The organism is Nostoc sp., from assembly GCF_036917235.1.
Lineage (GTDB): Bacteria > Cyanobacteriota > Cyanobacteriia > Cyanobacteriales > Nostocaceae > Nostoc.
The window spans coordinates 98,218-115,493 of the sequence record NZ_JBALDU010000058.1 but is presented as its reverse complement, the minus strand read 5'-3'; the positions used below and the strand labels follow the sequence as shown (position 1 = coordinate 115,493).

General features: G+C 41.2%; 19 protein-coding genes. 11 read left to right on the top strand and 8 right to left on the bottom strand.

Annotation, left to right across the window (positions count from 1 at the left end; genetic code table 11):
• The first annotated feature begins 53 nt into the window (after positions 1 to 53).
• The 4 genes from V7K44_RS17950 to arsH all read left to right on the top strand — a co-directional run bounded on the left by V7K44_RS17950 (position 54) and on the right by arsH (position 2,800).
• Positions 54 to 380, top strand: a complete 327-nt coding sequence (locus tag V7K44_RS17950) for an ArsR/SmtB family transcription factor (protein ID WP_334933281.1) — start codon at positions 54 to 56, stop codon at positions 378 to 380.
• Between the two features lie 195 nt (positions 381 to 575).
• A complete protein-coding gene (arsB, locus tag V7K44_RS17945) occupies positions 576 to 1,640 on the top strand; it encodes an ACR3 family arsenite efflux transporter (RefSeq protein WP_334933280.1) in 1,065 nt (354 codons plus the stop codon).
• Positions 1,641 to 1,671: 31 nt separating this feature from the next.
• A complete protein-coding gene (arsC, locus tag V7K44_RS17940) occupies positions 1,672 to 2,082 on the top strand; it encodes an arsenate reductase, glutathione/glutaredoxin type (RefSeq protein ID WP_334933279.1) in 411 nt (136 codons plus the stop codon).
• A gap of 49 nt (positions 2,083 to 2,131) precedes the next feature.
• Complete coding sequence (gene arsH / locus V7K44_RS17935; protein WP_334933278.1) at positions 2,132 to 2,800, top strand: arsenical resistance protein ArsH; 669 nt, start codon at positions 2,132 to 2,134, stop codon at positions 2,798 to 2,800.
• Positions 2,801 to 2,871: 71 nt separating this feature from the next.
• Here the strand turns inward: arsH and V7K44_RS17930 are convergent, their stop codons facing one another.
• From V7K44_RS17930 to V7K44_RS17905, 6 genes are all read right to left on the bottom strand, one after another.
• Positions 2,872 to 3,558, bottom strand: a complete 687-nt coding sequence (locus V7K44_RS17930) for a PHP domain-containing protein (RefSeq protein WP_334933277.1) — start codon at positions 3,556 to 3,558, stop codon at positions 2,872 to 2,874.
• A 656-nt stretch (positions 3,559 to 4,214) separates the two neighbouring features.
• Positions 4,215 to 5,351, bottom strand: coding sequence for an AIR synthase related protein (locus tag V7K44_RS17925; RefSeq protein WP_334933276.1), 1,137 nt, complete (start codon positions 5,349 to 5,351; stop codon positions 4,215 to 4,217).
• Positions 5,352 to 5,448: 97 nt separating this feature from the next.
• On the bottom strand, positions 5,449 to 5,655 hold the full coding sequence (locus V7K44_RS17920) for a hypothetical protein (RefSeq protein ID WP_069070599.1): 207 nt from the start codon (positions 5,653 to 5,655) through the stop codon (positions 5,449 to 5,451).
• Between the two features lie 263 nt (positions 5,656 to 5,918).
• Complete coding sequence (locus V7K44_RS17915; protein WP_334933275.1) at positions 5,919 to 6,521, bottom strand: superoxide dismutase; 603 nt, start codon at positions 6,519 to 6,521, stop codon at positions 5,919 to 5,921.
• Between the two features lie 529 nt (positions 6,522 to 7,050).
• Positions 7,051 to 8,658: a bifunctional pantoate--beta-alanine ligase/(d)CMP kinase gene (locus V7K44_RS17910; RefSeq protein ID WP_334933274.1), complete on the bottom strand. Its 1,608-nt coding sequence runs from the start codon at positions 8,656 to 8,658 to the stop codon at positions 7,051 to 7,053.
• Between the two features lie 185 nt (positions 8,659 to 8,843).
• The gene (locus V7K44_RS17905; protein WP_334933273.1) at positions 8,844 to 9,947 is read right to left on the bottom strand and encodes a septal ring lytic transglycosylase RlpA family protein; all 1,104 of its coding nucleotides are present in this window, start codon (positions 9,945 to 9,947) and stop codon (positions 8,844 to 8,846) included.
• A gap of 899 nt (positions 9,948 to 10,846) precedes the next feature.
• Here V7K44_RS17905 and glsA point away from each other — a divergent pair.
• The 3 genes from glsA to V7K44_RS17890 all read left to right on the top strand — a co-directional run bounded on the left by glsA (position 10,847) and on the right by V7K44_RS17890 (position 13,621).
• A complete protein-coding gene (glsA, locus tag V7K44_RS17900; protein WP_334933272.1) occupies positions 10,847 to 11,812 on the top strand; it encodes a glutaminase A in 966 nt (321 codons plus the stop codon).
• 201 nt (positions 11,813 to 12,013) lie between these two features.
• Entirely contained in the window at positions 12,014 to 13,084 is a 1,071-nt protein-coding gene (locus V7K44_RS17895; RefSeq protein ID WP_334933271.1) for an FAD-dependent monooxygenase, read from the top strand.
• A 42-nt stretch (positions 13,085 to 13,126) separates the two neighbouring features.
• Positions 13,127 to 13,621, top strand: a complete 495-nt coding sequence (locus tag V7K44_RS17890) for a DUF3598 family protein (RefSeq protein ID WP_334933270.1) — start codon at positions 13,127 to 13,129, stop codon at positions 13,619 to 13,621.
• 83 nt (positions 13,622 to 13,704) lie between these two features.
• Here V7K44_RS17890 and V7K44_RS17885 read toward each other — a convergent pair whose 3' ends face one another.
• Entirely contained in the window at positions 13,705 to 14,889 is a 1,185-nt protein-coding gene (locus V7K44_RS17885) for an AbrB family transcriptional regulator (protein ID WP_334933269.1), read from the bottom strand.
• 228 nt (positions 14,890 to 15,117) lie between these two features.
• Between V7K44_RS17885 and V7K44_RS17880 the strand changes: the two genes are divergently transcribed.
• The 3 genes from V7K44_RS17880 to V7K44_RS17870 are packed head-to-tail and all read left to right on the top strand — an operon-like array spanning position 15,118 to position 15,754.
• Positions 15,118 to 15,381: a DUF5678 domain-containing protein gene (locus V7K44_RS17880; protein ID WP_334933268.1), complete on the top strand. Its 264-nt coding sequence runs from the start codon at positions 15,118 to 15,120 to the stop codon at positions 15,379 to 15,381.
• A gap of 58 nt (positions 15,382 to 15,439) precedes the next feature.
• Positions 15,440 to 15,565 (top strand): hypothetical protein, encoded by a 126-nt coding sequence (locus V7K44_RS17875; RefSeq protein WP_334933267.1) that lies wholly within the window; start codon positions 15,440 to 15,442, stop codon positions 15,563 to 15,565.
• A gap of 18 nt (positions 15,566 to 15,583) precedes the next feature.
• Positions 15,584 to 15,754 carry a hypothetical protein gene (locus tag V7K44_RS17870; protein ID WP_334933266.1) on the top strand — a complete coding sequence of 57 codons (171 nt, stop codon included), beginning with the start codon at positions 15,584 to 15,586 and terminating at the stop codon, positions 15,752 to 15,754.
• Between the two features lie 44 nt (positions 15,755 to 15,798).
• Here the strand turns inward: V7K44_RS17870 and V7K44_RS17865 are convergent, their stop codons facing one another.
• The gene (locus tag V7K44_RS17865) at positions 15,799 to 16,074 is read right to left on the bottom strand and encodes a hypothetical protein (protein ID WP_334933265.1); all 276 of its coding nucleotides are present in this window, start codon (positions 16,072 to 16,074) and stop codon (positions 15,799 to 15,801) included.
• Positions 16,075 to 16,085: 11 nt separating this feature from the next.
• On the opposite strand from V7K44_RS17865, the gene V7K44_RS17860 reads away from it, so the two are divergent.
• Positions 16,086 to 17,273, top strand: coding sequence for a DUF262 domain-containing protein (locus V7K44_RS17860; RefSeq protein ID WP_334933264.1), 1,188 nt, complete (start codon positions 16,086 to 16,088; stop codon positions 17,271 to 17,273).
• Positions 17,274 to 17,276 lie beyond the last annotated feature (3 nt).

Here is a 17,276-nt window from a genome sequence, read left to right as displayed (position 1 = left end):
TCTTTAACTGATGATTGAGACTTGACCATAAAGAAATACTTCAAGAAAAGTTGATGGCTTCTAATAGCACCTTCACTCCTGATACGATCGCTGCTGGCTTTCATGCCCTGTCTGACCCCCTACGGATTCAGGTATTAGAACTGCTGCGCTCTCAAGAACTATGCGTCTGTGACCTGTGTGAACACCTGGGAACCACTCAGTCTAAACTGTCTTTTCACCTTAAAACCCTGAAAGAAGCGGGTTTAGTTCGCGCTCGTCAAGAAGGGCGTTGGATTTACTACAGCCTCAATCTACCGCAGTTTGCTGTCTTAGAGCAGTATTTAGCAGAATTCCGCCGCTTTAGCCCAATATTACCTATTCGTCCTCCCTGCGAGACTTAAAAACATATCAATTTTTTTTGTAATATTTCGTTTAATTTTAGTTTTATAGGCATTAACAAATCAATTTTTTTTGAAATGATGGAGATATACTCTTGATATAACTCACGAATTTTAGATTTTCAATTTTGGATGTTGGATTGAATAATCTGAAATTCCTGCTCGAAGCTCCTGCATTCATGTATGGGGTTAATTGTAATGAACAAAAAGACTTCAAAACGCCTCTCCTTTATTGACCGCTTCCTAACCTTATGGATTTTTTTAGCAATGGCAATCGGTGTTGGTCTAGGCTATTTCTTTCCTGGAGTAGAAGCCTTTATCAACCAGTTCCAGGTGGGAGCAACCAATATACCGATCGCCATCGGGTTAATTCTGATGATGTATCCGCCCTTAGCCAAGGTGCGTTATGAAGAATTAGGGGATGTATTTCGCAACGGAAAAATTCTTGGTGTTTCACTAATTCAGAATTGGATCATTGGGCCAATTTTGATGTTTGCTCTGGCAGCTATCTTCTTACATAATTACCCAGAATACATGACGGGATTGATTTTGATTGGATTAGCCCGGTGTATTGCAATGGTAGTTGTGTGGAGTGACTTGGCACGAGGTAACACAGAGTATACGGCTGGCTTGGTTGCCTTTAACAGCATCTTTCAAGTGATCTTTTATAGTCCTTATGCCTGGTTTTTCATTACTGTACTGCCGCCACTGTTTGGCTTACAAGGCAGTGTTGTTAATGTCAGCATTGCCGAGATTGCTGAAAGTGTGTTTATCTATCTTGGTATTCCCTTTCTAGCTGGATTTTTCACTCGTTACTTTTTAGTAAAAGTGAAAAGTAAGCAGTGGTATCACGAGGAATTTGTACCTAAAATCAGCCCGATCACACTGATTGCTCTGTTATTTACAATCGTCGTTATGTTCAGCTTGAAAGGGAATTTGATTGTTCAGATCCCCTTAGATGTGGTGAAGATTGCAATTCCGTTGCTCGTCTACTTCATCATCATGTTTTTGGTCAGCTTTTACATGGCTTGGCGCGTTAAAACAGACTATTCTAGAGCCGCAAGTGTCGCGTTTACATCGGCAGGAAATAATTTTGAACTAGCGATCGCAGTTGCGATCGCAGTGTTTGGCATTAATTCGGGTGTTGCTTTTGCTGCCGTCGTCGGGCCTCTGGTGGAAGTGCCTGTATTGATTGGTCTGGTTAATGTGGCTTTCTGGTTTGAAAAACGTTATTTTTCGCCATCTGAATCGAGAACCTTTTAAATTTAGTCAAATTATTCGGAGGATTTGAACCATGAAACGTGTGATGTTTGTCTGCAAAAAGAATTCTGCCCGTTCCCAAATGGCGGAAGGTTTTGCTAAAACTCTCGGTAAAGGAAAGATTGCAGTGATTAGCTCTGGTTTAGAAGCAAGTCAAGTTAGACCAGAAGCGATCGCAACCATGAAAGAAATTGGTATCGACATTACCGATCAACACTCCAAACCCCTGAGTGATTTCCAAGCGAAAGACTTTGATATAGTGATTTCTTTGTGTGGCTGTGGGGTGAATTTACCGCCAGAGTGGGTTGTGCGAGAAGTATTTGAAGACTGGCAGTTAGACGATCCAGCAGAACAACCAGAAATTTTTCCGAGAGTCCGCGATGAGATTAAAGAACGGGTGACTCAATTGATTGAGTCTGTGAATCAAGAAATTACACCTGCTTGATAAGCATTACAAGGATGCTTTATTTCTTGGAAATCCCTAACCAATTATCATGACGACATTTGACCATCCCCCCAGAATTTTATTTTTGTATGGCTCCCTGCGCGAGCGTTCCTATAGCCGCCTTTTGGCAGAAGAAGCCGCACGCATCATTGAAGAATTTGGGGCAGAGGTAAAGTTTTTCGATCCCCGCGAACTGCCGATTTACGGCAGCGTACTTGACACCCACCCAAAGGTGCAGGAGTTGCGCCAATTAAGCCTGTGGTCAGAAGGCCAAGTCTGGTCTAGCCCAGAGTTGCACGGTCAGATTTCTGGAATTATGAAAAACCAAATTGATTGGATTCCGCTTAGTATTGGAGCCGTTCGCCCAACTCAAGGGAGAACCTTGGCTGTGATGCAAGTGAGTGGCGGATCTCAGTCTTTTAACGCCGTCAACACATTAAGAATTCTTGGACGCTGGATGCGGATGTTCGCGATCCCCAATCAATCGTCAGTCGCTAAAGCATATCAAGAGTTTAACGAAGACGGTACTATGAAGGATTCGCTATATCGCGATCGCGTTGTCGATGTGATGGAAGAACTTTACAAATTTACTTTGCTATTGCGTGACAAAGTTGATTATCTCACAGACCGCTATAGTGAACGTAAGGAAAAAGCTGCCAAAGAGACAATCATGATAGCCTCTCAATCTCTTGAAATTAACTCTAATAAAACAAATTGACTATTGAGCATCCAAAAAAAGATAACCTCCTGGCAGATTGAACCAGGAGATTTAAAAAAATTGATTCATTTTTACAAGCGTTGTAGCAGACTCAAACCGTGGCTATCAGTACCACAGGTATTGAAAAGAAAGTATTCATCAGCCAACTTTTGCACTTGTTCTGATTCCAATACGCTGGGTTGCCAGGGGTTAGGGTTATTGTAAGCGTAGAAAGTTTCCACGCCATCAATGCCCTTTTCGGATGCAGCTGGAATTAAGTCAAAAAGCGATCGCTTATAACGAGCTGGATGAGCTAGAACTGCCAATCCCCCAGCTTCATGAATAGCGGCAATCACGTTACTTGCCTGATATTCTTGCCCTGTAGTCGGCCTTCTTTGCAGATAGGGTTTCATACTAGGATGTTCTGTTGCAAAAGCGTAAGCCAAAATGTGAACTTCTATATTCAAAAGGTTGGCATTGATTTCCACGCCACTCCACAGGTGAGGAGTAGTTGCATGAGGATTATTCCACTTCCAATCTTCTAACCAAGCAAGGGCCGCTTGATAGCCGATAATACCATGATGATCGGTGATGGCTAATCCTTTTAGTCCAATTGCGATCGCCTGCTCCATCAATGCACTCGGCTGCAACTTGCCATCCGAGAAGACAGTGTGCATATGAAAGTTGAATAACTTTGGACAACTATGCGCATCAATGTTACGGAATACTTGCTTTAAAAGTTCTGCCGAAGTTGTAGTACGGGCCAAATTTACAACCATAACCCCCTCTGAAGAAAATATATATTCTTAACACACCAAAACGCTACATCTCTGGATGAGAAAGAACCAACACTAAAAATTAGTATCGGCTGCTACTTTCTCAGCTTTCTCAGCAAATTTTTCAATATGTTAAGACTACGTTAGCAAATCTTAATCTCAGTGGTCATGGGTGATTAGCACTACTTTATTTTTAAGTAGTAGTAAATATTACATCCAAAATTTTATAAATGTGCTTATAGCATCTGTGTTAAATGACTTAGATAATAAACGTTTAGTAGAGTAATTATCTCTAATAAGCCTGAAATTTAAATTGGTTTTGTGTGTAAAAAATATTATTTGCCTCAGTAATTACAGCTTTTTTATAAGCAATATGACTTTAGCGTAGGCGTAGCCCGCACTTCTCAACGTTCGCGCAGCGTGTCGCAGACAGACGCAGCGCGTAGCTTGCTTCCACGTTCGCGGAGCGTGCCGTAGGCAAGTGGAAGATATGGTTCGACTCCGGCTCCATCGAGCGACTTGTACTGAGCGTAGTCGAAGTAAGCCGAGATGCTCACCAGCCGCTCTGTTACCACCGCAGGCATCGAATAAGTGAGTCTACAATAACTTCAAGAAAACTAGCGATGTCTACAACGGGCTATGCCTACGCTTTGTTTGGATTATACCCCTCGCGCAATTCCAAAAGAATCTCCCTTCAAGGTGACTCCAAGGGGTTCTATCACTACCTCGCGGGAAACAGACGCTTCAACTCTTCCAGCAATCACAGCCGAAAGTTGATGTTCTCTTGCAAGTAGGACAATTCTCTCTGCATCCTGCTCCGACTCTGTATAGAATGCGAATCCTGCACCGTAATTGAACACCGAAAGCATCGTCTCGGCCCCGCCCTCAAGATGACTCTCAACAAATGTAAATATCTCTGGTACTGGGAGCATTGTTTCGATGACATATCTAAGCGGCTTCACCGATCGCATCAGCTTTTGCCAGCCATGACCAGTAATATTCTCCATCGCCGTGGGACGAATTCCTTCGCCAAGCACTGCCTGTACCAGTGGCGTGTAGAGATACGACGCAGCATTCATCGCTTCCCAGAATTCCTGCCCACTCGGAAGTTTTGTTCTATAGCCGTCAGGGAGCGACTCAGTAAGCTTTCTTAGTGGGGTAAAGCCGTTCTCATGGGGACCTGAACTTTCGACCAGAACAATAGTATTTCCGGCATCCAGACGCGAGCTATCAATGGGAGCGACACCAGCCGGCATAACCCCAAAAACCGAGCCGGCAATGTCGAGCCGCCCTGGAATCATCTTAGTTTTTAGTTGAGGAGTTTCCCCTGAGAGATACACACATCCCACTCGTTTGCAGCCCTCAACTACTCCATCCAGAAATCCATCAAGGAAAGCGGGGGTAAAGATTGTTTCAGGAGTACTCGACGGCAGATAAAGACCGAGAAGTATAGTCTGCATACCTGAAGTTGCGGCATCGTTCGTCAGACACGAGATGATTTTGATCCCAATATTCCACCAGAATCGTCGAAGTTCTTCTTCGGAAAGATCGTCAGGGCGGGTATCGTCTGCGGTGCCCAGTCCTTCCGGCACAAGTGTCATCGAAAGTTCTCTAGCCCCTGCTTCCAGAAACGGAGCGAGGTTGAACCTGAAAGCGTTAGCACTTGCTCCCAGACCCGATGCGGGGACGATGCCATAACCGCTTGCAAAGCCAAGTGTGCGTTTGGCGGCATCGATGAAGCGTCGTTTTGCAGCATCGAGAGTATCGTAATCGACTTGATCGAGAGCTTGAGCCATCAGGTTGTGTTTTAAGTTAGGAGTAGAGACGCGATTAATCGCGTCTGTGCAAGAGTTAGGAGTTAGGAAAACTCAGAACTCCTCACTTTAAAATACCTCAAAATACCTCATCTTCAATACCGCGCCACCATTCCCCTAAATTCATCAAGTCTTGGTAAATATCTTCTAATTCTTTGGTATAAACATCGTTTGTCAGGGTGGCTCGACGCTCTTGCAATTTTTTCAGGCGCAGTTGTACTAATACCCAAGGTTTAGAGATGCTATTCGTTGCTTCAATGTATTGCGCTAGTTCTTTGCTATCCATATATTTTGATTTATCCACCATCCCCCTCAACGCCTAACCAAAAACAGCCACGATACTAGTACAATGTCTAAGCTAGTTTTCCGGGTTTGTAGTAAGGACTTTAGTGCTTAGAAAATAAGGACTAAAGTCCTTACTACGAACTCGCTTACCCATCAATTTAAACTTGACTGACTACTGTCGTGACTGTTAGGGGCTTGAAACCCTCTTGGCAGAGGAAAAATAAATTCTTTCCTCCTGCCCTCTGCCTTTCTTTGGCCAAGTAATTAAGCTTTAGCCAAGTTTTCAGCAGCAAAGTCCCAGTTGACCAAGTTTTCTAGGAAATTCTTGATGAAGGCTGGACGAGCATTTTTATAGTCAATGTAGTAGGCGTGTTCCCAAACATCCAAGGTTAGGAGTGCCTTCTTACCATGAGCTAGGGGATTTTCTGCATTTGGTGTTTTGATCACCTTTAGCGTACCACCATCATCGATCAGCCAAGACCATCCACTGCCGAATTGAGTTGCAGCCGCGTTAGAGAACTCTTCCTTGAACTTGTCGAAGCTACCAAAATCTTTATCGATTTTGGCTGCGAGTTCACCTGTGGGTGTGCTACCACCTTGTGGTTTCAAAGAATTCCAGAAGAAAGTGTGGTTCCAAACTTGGGCAGCGTTGTTGAAGATTCCCACCTTAGAGGAGTCTTGGAAGGAAATTTTGATCACCTCTTCCAAAGACTTATCAGCAAGTTCTGTACCTTCAGTGAGCTTGTTGAGGTTGTCTACATAAGCTTTGTGATGCTTGCCATAGTGATACTCGAAAGTTTCAGCCTTCATGCCAAAAGGCTCTAGAGCATCCTTTTCAAAGGGTAGTGGGGGCTGTACAAATGCCATTGTGTCATCCTCTCTTTATCGGTTTCCAGTTTTAAGCTATTGCAAAAGTTGGGGAAATTAATAGCTTTTATTTGTAGGGGTTTTATGTCTTTGATTAGTGAAACATAAAACTTAACATCGTCATTTTACTACCAAAGTGTAGATCAAGTGAAGACGGAAACAAAGTACTTTGGTGATAAGTCAAATCAATAGTAATTCCTAACTATAAATAAAAATGACTAATATCTTATAGCGAAAGGCCAATAACTAACTAGCATTTAGCAATTAAAGCTTTAATACTTCTATCTTTAGTAAGATTAATTACGATTTGCAAAATCAGTCGAAAGCCAGATGATTTAATAATATTTAAATAAATGTAAAATCTATTTACACTTAATAAGTGTTAATTTTCAAATAGTTAATTTTCAAATAATATAGCCAATAGTAAAATTATCTATTTTCTTTTTAAATACAGTTTTAAGGATGGTAAGTAAATAATCATTCACCCACCACCCTTTGAAACTAGAAAACTAACAGCAAATAGCACTAATTAATACTGAGATAAACGCTGTTGGTAATAGTTAACAATCTGTGCCGTGACTTCAGACACGTCCAAACCATCAGTTTGAAGTTCGATCGCATCCACTGCTTTCTGCAAAGGAGAAACCTTGCGTGTACTATCTTTCCAGTCACGTTCGGCGATGTCGTGTTCCAACTGCTCTAAACTCACTTCCGGTTGACCTTGGGTGTTAAAGTCTTGCTGACGGCGACGGGCGCGTTCACCGACAGAAGCGGTTAAAAAGATTTTAACTTCGGCATCGGGAAATACGTGAGTACCAATATCCCGACCTTCAGCAACTAAACCACCTCTTTTACCCCAGCTTTGCTGTTGTTTAACCAGTGCTTGACGGACAGCGCTTTGTGCCGCGATCGCAGATACAAGAGATGTTACCTCAATGGTGCGAATTACCTGGGTAACATTAGTACTGTCAATCCAAACCTGCACGGACGATTGTAAATCCTCGGTGGGAGTAAGATCAATTTTACACTGATTAGCTAATTCGGCGATCGCACACTCATCGTCAATAGCAATTCCCTTTTGCAGTACTAACCAAGTGACAGCACGGTACATCGCTCCTGTATCTAAATACACTAAACTCAGATTTGCTGCCACTTGCCGCGCCACTGTGGATTTTCCAGCGCCGGCTGGGCCATCAATGGCGATAATGGGTTGACGATCGCGCAATATGATATTGTCAATCAAACGTGTAGCACCAAGACGAGCTGCGATCGCCAACATTCCTTCCTCCTCAACTTTTTCTAAAGACATTAACGTAGTCGGTTCAACCAATTCAATATATTCCACTGAGACCGTGCTGACCATTGCCACTTCTTGCTGTACCACTGCTATCAACTTGTTGCTATTGCGATCGCCTGCAATGAATGCAGCTTGGGCTCGTCGCAAACCCCGATATAACACCGCTACTTGCTCTTTTGTCGTTGCAGTCAAATATTGATTGCGAGAACTGAAGGCCAGACCCGACGCTTCCCGTACTGTTGGACAAGCAACAATTTCTACTGGCAAATTTAAGTCAGCCACTAAGCGTTTAATAATTGCTAGTTGCTGACCATCCTTTTGACCAAAGTAAGCACGGTCAGGCTGTACCAAATTGAAAAGTTTGGTAACAATCGTAGCGACACCCTGAAAGTGACCCAGCCGATAACGACCACACAAGCCTGTCATCATAGCAGATGGGGGGATAACTTGTGTAACCTTTGATTCTTGTATACTCTTCTGGGGAACTGCCATCTCTTCAGGACTCGGTGCAAAAATGGCATCTACCCCAGCTTGTTCGCAAAGTTGTTGGTCTTGCTCTAAAGTGCGGGGATAGCGTTGATAATCCTCATTAGGAGCAAATTGCAGGGGATTGACGAAAATACTCACAATCACCGTCGAATTTTCGTGCCGCGCCCGTTGGATTAAGCTTAAATGACCTTGATGCAAATTTCCCATCGTTGGCACCAGACCGACTGCCGTCTGATACCAGCCAGTCATCTCATCTAGTCTCAGATCCTCAGTAACCGCAATTAGCTTGTTTTCTGAGCAGCGTTTAGTTAAATAGCAGCGTAAAGCTGCGACTGTTGTCAGCAGGCGCACAAAAATACCCCTAGTTCTTATCGATCCCTCCCCCGTTAGTTTATATCTGAAATAGAGGGAAGAGTTGATTGAACTAGGGGAATTAAGTGATACGGAACTGGGATTGGGCTTAGGGGAAAGGTTATAGGTGACAGGTGATAGGGAATAATCTTTTCCCTGTAACCTGTAACCTGTAACCTACTCGATTATTTCCCCAAGACTTCAATATGCACTGGTGCAACACCACTGCCCATCATTCCCAAAATTCGAGCCGCGCCGGCAGACACGTCAATGATTCGACCTCGAATGTATGGGCCTCGGTCATTAATCCGCAACACTACAGAACGACCGTTGCGGGTGTTGGTTACACGCACTTGCGTACCAAAGGGTAAGCTACGATGGGCCGCAGTCATTTCTTCTGGATTGAATCTCTGACCGCTAGCAGTACGATTACCAGAACCGTCATAGCCGTAATAAGAAGCCATGCCTCTTAGGGTGGCTCGCACTACTCCGACTGCAATCTGTTGGGGTAGCTTTGGTATTGATATTTGTTGACGCACTGGTAAATTTGCAATCTCTTTTAGGGGAGATGCATTACCTAGTAGCCTCCGCAAGCGATTGGTTGCTTGCAATGCATCTTGCGCTAGATCGTTGGTACTACCTGCTAATCGCGTACCTTCGCTGATTTCGACCAACTCTTCGCCATTAATTTTAATTACATAGCGATCGCCATTTTGTTGGACAGGAACACTTTTGTTTTCCGCTTGATTGGCAGTAGATTTTTCCCCTGCTTTCCAACTAACGGTAATCTTACTCCCGTCCACGTTTTCCCGATTCAACTGGTTGATCTTAGCTGCTATTACACCAGCTATCTGAACCGGGTCATCGTCAGTGGAGCTAATCTGGTTACTCGCATCTGTGACGTTCCCAGTATTTAATGCATTTGATGAATTGCTAGCAATAAGGGCGTACGATTGTACGCCCCCAGTATTGCCAATTGCACCAACTTTTTTAGTCTCAAAATTTGTATTTGATACAGAACTCAAAAAGGTGAGAACAGGTATATTTTTGATAAAAAGGGTTGCCGCCTTACGTCCTTTAATGTTGTGAGGATGAATTTCTGTAATCACAGCATCCAAGGTTTGTTTCCCTGCTCTGGATTGGTACTCTCCCACCTTAACCACGTCAGGGGCAGGTGATTTTTGGGATGCTAGTGCATTTCCCTTAGTGGTTTGAGTGCAACCGACTGATGGTATTCCCAAAACAGTCAGAAACAGGGCAACAATAGTCCACAAATGTCTTTGATTCATGCGTCCGTTTTTGAAAGCGACTGTAGAACTTAAAGTTTTATAACTTGTGGGATTGATCGCTAATGAAAGTGATTTCCCTTTTGAAAAACTCGAACTCGTTCCGTTTTCACTTTGTTCTTTATAACTGCAACAGACTAACACGAACCTTTTGGCTTGGGGATCAGGGTTTTAGCGTAACTATCGGCCACTTTCTCAAATTCCCATTCCAATTTGAAGGGCGAAACCTTTCTCAAAAGCGGACTTTGGCTATGTAACGCTTTTTTCCGTAAGTCAAAAATTTATTAAAAAAACTTTACGCTTATTTCACATTAAAGTGGCGACACCCTATTTACATCAGTTCTAAAGGCTCGCAACTATTCGTGTATTCTAGATCACATCTAATTTGGCTATTCCCTATAAGAATTTAATATAACTTTAATTAAATAGCATCGGCATAAATGCTTAAAATCATTTATTTAATGAAATATTTAGATTTAACTATGAATAAGTGGTGATATGAGTTACATCTGAAATAATTATGCAAATTAGTTTGAGTTTAATATCTTTTTTCAAAGTTTTTTCTACTTGCATCAATCATTACTTTTATTCTCCACAACTAGACTATTATTGGTAATAAATATAACTTAGCCATTCAGTAATACTGAGTATAAAAAAAAGGATAATACTCAAATTAATATTTTTCAGGATTAATGACTTAAAAATTAAGAAAACTTTGCGATCGCCCGGATAACAGATGTTGCGTGTACTAAAAATAACAGCTTATCTTGTTTATCCTCAGTAATTGCTCAAGTATGATTTTTTATATCAAGCTATTTTTGACAAAATCTTTGTAACTGTAGGGATGTACAGCTGCACCTCTTCTATATATAGTAGTTATTTTGGGAAATGCCATCAGCCTAATGATAAACCAAGTGCATCAAGGAGATTTAGAAATAGAACCATCGCCATTATTAGCTTTTCTCAAAGAGTTACATTCCCAGTACAAGTCTCTGCGGGAGGGTGCTGTAGCGAAATACATTCCCGAACTGGCAAAGGCAAACCCAGATTTGTTCAGCATTTGCATTGTGACAGTAGATGGTCAGGTTTACAAAGTTGGGGACTACGAGCAACTCTTTACCATTCAGTCAATTTCTAAAGTATTTGCTTATGGACTTGCCTTAGAAGATCATGGGCTGGATTACGTTTTGACAAGAGTTGGCGTTGAACCGACGGGAGATGCATTCAACGCGATTGTTTTGGATGAGCAATCGAAGCGACCTTATAATCCAATGGTAAACGCTGGTGCGATCGCTACCACTAGCTTAATCAAAGGTTCCGGCCCAACCGAACGCCTCAACCGAATGCTAGATATGTTTCGCCGATATATTGGCCGTGACGTATTCGTTGACATTTCAGTTTTTACCTCAGAACGGAGTACCGGACATCGCAACCGCGCAATGGCGCATTTGATGCTCAACTTTGGCATGATTGACCGAAACATTGAAGAGGCGCTGGATCTTTATTTCCAGCAGTGTGCTGTGATGGTTAATTGCCAAGATTTAGCAGTGATGGCGGCTACCTTGGCTAACAAAGGTATGAACCCCATCACCAAAGAACAGGCGGTAGATAAGCGTTACATCAAAGATATTCTGAGTGTGATGTACACCTGTGGAATGTACAACTTTGCAGGTGAGTGGGCTTATAAAATTGGGATTCCGGCGAAAAGCGGTATTTGTGGTGGGATTATTGCCGTTGTACCCAATAAAATGGGTATTGGCGTTTTTTCCCCGTTGCTGGATGTGCGTGGTAATAGCGTGCGGGGGGTGAAGGTGTGTGAAGAACTTTCCCAACGGTTAGGTTTACATCTATTTGATTGTTCAGATTAAGGGCGAAATTTCATTGAAAGGTAGAGGAGACTGATTCTTGCTCTTCTTGGCTGGTCTACAATAGTGTACACAAGTCCAAAAAAGCTCGATTTACCTATTAGCTTAGGCGTAGCCCTTTATAAACAACTTTTTGGCTTACTATTTTAAGATAATATCTCAATCAAGCATCATCTAAACAAGATTAAATCAAGAGAGTCACAGATGGTTTCTTCCAACAGCAAGATAGGTATTATCGGCGCAGGGACATCAGGGGCTTATCTTGCAAGTTTACTTATTCAAGAAGGGTTTCAAGTTGACTTGTTTGAAAAAGCTCCCGTAGTGCGTACCGATGGATGTGGCATTCTTATTGTCCAATCAGGTATGAAAGCACTTGATCAAGGAAACCCTCAAATCAGCCAAAAAATTATTAACTCAGGCGATCGTGTCAAATTATTCGAGTTTCGCAACCTTAAAGGTGGATTTATCAATTCAGAAACCGTCACCTATGCTGAAGATGAACTACCAGGAATGCTCGTACACCGGAAAGCGATTTTAGAAGCAATCCTCGATACTTTACCCCCTAATAATATTCATTTTAACGCTCAATTAGCTTCGATAACGCAGACTGAGAATAGCGCGATCGCACACTTTAAAGATGGAAGTCACTGGGAAGGGGATTTGATAGTGGGTGCTGATGGCATTCTTTCTAAGGTTCGGCAGTTTGTGGTTCCGAATGTAGAACTATGCTATTTAGGCGATCTAGTTTGGCGAGGGATTGTGACAGATAATAGCTTTTGTCCAGAAGGAAACTTTTTTGTTTATGTACGCGGTCGAGGAATTTATGCAAATTTCTTTCATATTGGTGGAAATCTGACTCATTGGGGTTTCTTTATAGAAAAAGAGCAGACGGATTCTGAAATAGGCGCACTACAACCGACTGATATATCTATTCCTCCCCAAGAATTAGCAAAACTCCCAGAGGATGCACGAAACGTAATTCAGTCAACCCCTGTGGAAAATATTATCTGTCGTTATTCCTATGACATCGATCCCCTGCCTCAACTTTATGATGGTCGTGTTCTTTTAATTGGTGACGCGGCTCACGCAAAAAGTCCGACTCGCGCTAGAGGCATGACTTCAGGTTGGGAAGATGGTTTGTCTTTAACGCAACATCTCACGTCTAGTGGTAGTATTGCCGAAGCTCTGGAAAATTATCAGACGGAAAGATTACCCATTGTCCACGAATATCAACGCACGAGTCGGGAAATGAGCCAGAAAATTGGTCGTCGTTAGTCAAGTGAAACTCCAAGTAAAATTAGTTTTTATCTAAAATTAATGAGTAACGATCCTGTAATTAGCGAAGATATCATCACCCCTGCGACATCTCCCGATCTGGAGAAAGTTCCAGAAATTTTTACACGTCATATTGGCACTTGGAAAGGTGAGTTTATCAAAACTGATAAACGCGGACATTTTTCTGGCAGCTTTTTCGCTACTATTACCATCTTGATTGAGGGGAGTCAGTACCGACAAGTTAACAATTATGAATACTCAGATGGCTCTCATCTCCAGCTTAATTTTGAAGGATACTTTGAAGATAGGATTCTGAAATTGTTTTCTAGCAATTATTCTAATTTTTCTGGGATCGCTTTGGATGCAGGCCAACACACAATTCACTTTCGGATGACGAAAGCTCAAGATAACGCGCTAATTACATTTGTAGAAACAGTAACTTTACTCGATGAAAATCACCGAGTTCGTAGTGCACAAGCTTTGAAAGATGGTATTTTTGATAGTATCTCTTTTATTGAAGAAATTCGTTTTTCCTAAATAGATTAGATAGTACTAGATTTGAGCAACGAAGGTTCCAATTGAGCAAAGTTGGGTAATTTGACCTTTATTTTTAAGAAGGATTAAACTGGCTCAGAAAGTTCCTTATCCAGACGACGAAACAAAAACAGCCAAAGCGGTAGAGAACTATTAATCGCAATTAGTCGCACCAAATGGCCAGTTGTGACAATTTCAACATTATGATTCAATGTTAGGGAAACTAGGATCATTTCTGCCGATCCTCCTGGTGCTGTGACTAAAAGACAGGTTAACCAGTCCCAAGAGGTTAATTGCATCGCAAGTATAGCAGCGATCGCTCCGGCGATGAGGGTCATACCCACAGACATCAAGGCATAGGCGACAGTCCGCTTTCTAAAGTTGGGTTTGTCTCCCCAATATTCACCAATCGTAATTCCCAGGAGCATTTGGCCCAATAAGTTAATTAAAGGCGGCGGACTAAAGCTAATATCACCCACAAAAGTCAGCCAATGCAGCAAAGGATTAAATCCGATACCAATCAACAATGCCCCAAAGAAATCGCCGGCGGGAATTTTAAATAATATAGCTGGATAAACTACTAATCCAGTGATTAAAAGTACTAACAAGAGTAATTCTAGTTGAGATGGATCGAGATTGAGCCAAGCAGCTTTGATTGGGAGTGTTTGCGGATAGTAATTACCAGCTGATGTTCTAGCGATGAAGGGAATTAGAACAACTACACAGGTAACGCGAATCGCCTGTACTAGGGCAACCAAGCTAACATTTTTATTGTAATCGGCTGCGATCGCGGCCATAATTCCTACACCACCAGGAACTGTAGCCAGCATTGCTGTAAATAGGTTGGTTTTGCTGGCGCGAGAGTAAATGTAACCGATACAGCCTCCACTTAGCAGCAGAAATAAGGTAAGAAAAATAAATATAGGAATACCGGAAGCAATACTAGCTAGATTAGCGTGGGAATTGGAAGCGCCGACAGTTAAGCCGACAAGTGCCATTCCCACTTTTCTAGCAGTGCGGTTAGGTTGGGGGGAATATTGATAAAAAATTCGGCACCCTTGGAGAACCATTGTACCAGCCGCAATCCCGCCAAATATCCAGGCAATCCTGCCAATTTGGAACTTTGCGAGGAGTAATCCCAGAGGTAATGCCAAAAGCATTTCCAAGGTAAGGACAATTAGTTGCTTCCTAAATAGCTGTTGTTTCGTAGCAACAGGATTTTCATGAGTGTGTTCTTCCAGGCTGGGAGTAGCACTTAGACTTTGATTCATCGATACTAAGCTTTTTTTTAAGTCTAAGTTATAGGTGCAAAAGTGGATCTCCGGCGATGCGATCGCACATTACCATCAACAAGCAAAATGATACAGGTGAAGGGTCTTACTTCTAGTGGTGGGTTTATTTTAGATTTAGATTTAAGTCAGTTTTGGTAACTCACCTATTGCACCAAACAATTAAAATAGTGCCATATATATTCTATATCCACGGACAACATAAAATATATGAACACAACTCCCTCTAAAAGAGAAACAGATGAAATGTTCAAGTGGTTAAATCGTAACCGCCAGATGTTATTAGATTTATATAAAAATCAATACATCGCTTACAATGCAAATGGAATAATTGCCCACAGCGAAAATTTGCGCGAAGTTTTAGCATTAGGTAATGCTTCAAAACAGCCTTTTTTAATTTACCTAGTTCCCCGTCGCACTGCTTCTATAGAAATGAATTTTACCAATTCGCTTCCGCAGCATTGCTCGACATGATTGGCAACCAAATTATAGGGTTATTTTAAAACACGGAGATATAGAATCTAATACAACAATGTTAGTAGATTTTGGTGCTGAATTAAGTTTAATTTCATTAAAAGTTGGTCAAGATTTAGGCTATGCTTTGGCTGATTCCGAATCAACTTTGTTGGCAGAAACTATAGGTGGCAGAGTTGAGTAAGTTTTACGCAATGTCGAAATGACAATTGATGAACACAATTTTATTACTCCCGTAGCATGGTTACAAACCAATACAGGCGGAGAACAATTGCTTTTAGGGCGAGAAGTTGTATTTGATAAATTTAATATTGAATTTAGGCAAGCTGAGGAGCAAATTATTTTTACATGGCGTGAAGATTTGAAATCATAAAAAAGCGGAATAACGTTTACTTTGCCTGTAATTTTGCTCAAATTTCAGTGTTCAATCAACCCACGTTTGACAGCTTCGCTTAACGCAGTGGCTTTTCTTAAAAGTCCTTCTTGATAAACCTGCATCAAGGTTTGTAACTCTGAGCGATCGAGCAGTTCGCTTAACCGAGCATCCTGTTCCGATTGCATTTCCAGTTCAGTCAGCACTAGGACTTGTTCATCAGAAAGCACAGAGACAGGCTCAAGATTGCTAATGTCCCCATAGATGTAAGGTATAAGAGTATAATCTATTACTAACCAAACAGTGCATAGTAAAAGCAAAAATTATTGTTATGGATAATAATTACCCTTTTGATGAAGAACAAATTTGGTTTAATGATTATGCTGACGAAGAGGATGATTTTCAAATTGATGAATATGATTTAACCTCTACACCAAATGATTTTAATGTAATAACGATTTACAATTTTATGGAATCTGGTGCTGTTAAAATACCAGGATTTCAAAGAAATTATGTTTGGGATATAAACAGAGCATCTAAGCTGATTGAATCAATAATTTTAGGTTTACCAATTCCACAAATTTTTCTATATGAAGAAGCAAGAAATAAGTTTTTAATTATTGACGGACAGCAACGATTAATGTCTATATACTATTTCATTAAAGGTAGATTTCCTCTTAAGGAGAAACGTGTTGAACTAAGAAGAATATTTGAAAAAGATGGTTCTATTCCTGATAACATCTTGAGCAACGAAAATTATTTTAGTAAGTTTGATCTAAGTCTTACACAAAAGCTTCCCGAACAGCCTAATAAATTTAAAGGACTTAATTACCACACTTTAGGTGACTACAAAACACAGTTTGAGCTTAGACCTATTCGGAACGTAATAGTTAAACAAAACTTCCCTAAAGATGATAGTTCTTCAATATATGAAATATTTAATCGTTTAAATTCGGGTGGTGTTAATTTGTATCCGCAAGAGATTAGAGCCAGCTTATATCATTCTCCTTTTTACGAAATGCTTAATCGTCTAAATATGGAAGAAGGATGGCGAAAATTATTACAAATGAATGAGCCAGATATTCACATGAAAGATGTTGAGCTTTTACTTCGAGGTTTTGCTATGCTGATTGATGGAGAAGACTATGCTCCGTCACTACCAAAGTTTTTAAATAATTTTTCAAGAAGGAGTAGAAAAAACACTCAAGAGCAAAATGATTATCTTGAGAACTTGTTTAAATCATTTCTAAAGCAGTTTGAATCTTTACCTGAAGATCCATTTATTGGAAAACGTAACAAACGCTTTCATATAGCGCTTTTTGAAGCTGTATTTGCCAGTGTATGTAAACCAATATTTTTACAGCATGAGTTTTTAGATTCTCTTGTAGACATTAGTAAAATTAAGCAAATAGAAATCGATGGACAGTTTATAAAGGCTTCCTCAGAAGGCACAACCAAAAAGACAAATGTTGAAATTCGTTTAAAACGGGCTAAAGATATTTTAGGTATTCAAGGGTAAAAA

Bases quoted from the DNA above. Each gene is read 5' to 3' on its own strand.
- V7K44_RS17950 (WP_334933281.1), top strand. From the start codon at position 54: ATGGCTTCTAATAGCACCTTCACTCCTGATACGATCGCTGCTGGCTTT.
- arsB (WP_334933280.1), top strand. From the start codon at position 576: ATGAACAAAAAGACTTCAAAACGCCTCTCCTTTATTGACCGCTTCCTA.
- arsC (WP_334933279.1), top strand. From the start codon at position 1,672: ATGAAACGTGTGATGTTTGTCTGCAAAAAGAATTCTGCCCGTTCCCAA.
- arsH (WP_334933278.1), top strand. From the start codon at position 2,132: ATGACGACATTTGACCATCCCCCCAGAATTTTATTTTTGTATGGCTCC.
- V7K44_RS17930 (WP_334933277.1), bottom strand. From the start codon at position 3,558: ATGGTTGTAAATTTGGCCCGTACTACAACTTCGGCAGAACTTTTAAAG.
- V7K44_RS17925 (WP_334933276.1), bottom strand. From the start codon at position 5,351: ATGGCTCAAGCTCTCGATCAAGTCGATTACGATACTCTCGATGCTGCA.
- V7K44_RS17920 (WP_069070599.1), bottom strand. From the start codon at position 5,655: ATGGATAGCAAAGAACTAGCGCAATACATTGAAGCAACGAATAGCATC.
- V7K44_RS17915 (WP_334933275.1), bottom strand. From the start codon at position 6,521: ATGGCATTTGTACAGCCCCCACTACCCTTTGAAAAGGATGCTCTAGAG.
- V7K44_RS17905 (WP_334933273.1), bottom strand. From the start codon at position 9,947: ATGAATCAAAGACATTTGTGGACTATTGTTGCCCTGTTTCTGACTGTT.
- glsA (WP_334933272.1), top strand. From the start codon at position 10,847: ATGATAAACCAAGTGCATCAAGGAGATTTAGAAATAGAACCATCGCCA.
- V7K44_RS17895 (WP_334933271.1), top strand. From the start codon at position 12,014: ATGGTTTCTTCCAACAGCAAGATAGGTATTATCGGCGCAGGGACATCA.
- V7K44_RS17890 (WP_334933270.1), top strand. From the start codon at position 13,127: ATGAGTAACGATCCTGTAATTAGCGAAGATATCATCACCCCTGCGACA.
- V7K44_RS17885 (WP_334933269.1), bottom strand. From the start codon at position 14,889: ATGAATCAAAGTCTAAGTGCTACTCCCAGCCTGGAAGAACACACTCAT.
- V7K44_RS17880 (WP_334933268.1), top strand. From the start codon at position 15,118: ATGAACACAACTCCCTCTAAAAGAGAAACAGATGAAATGTTCAAGTGG.
- V7K44_RS17875 (WP_334933267.1), top strand. From the start codon at position 15,440: ATGTTAGTAGATTTTGGTGCTGAATTAAGTTTAATTTCATTAAAAGTT.
- V7K44_RS17870 (WP_334933266.1), top strand. From the start codon at position 15,584: ATGACAATTGATGAACACAATTTTATTACTCCCGTAGCATGGTTACAA.
- V7K44_RS17860 (WP_334933264.1), top strand. From the start codon at position 16,086: ATGGATAATAATTACCCTTTTGATGAAGAACAAATTTGGTTTAATGAT.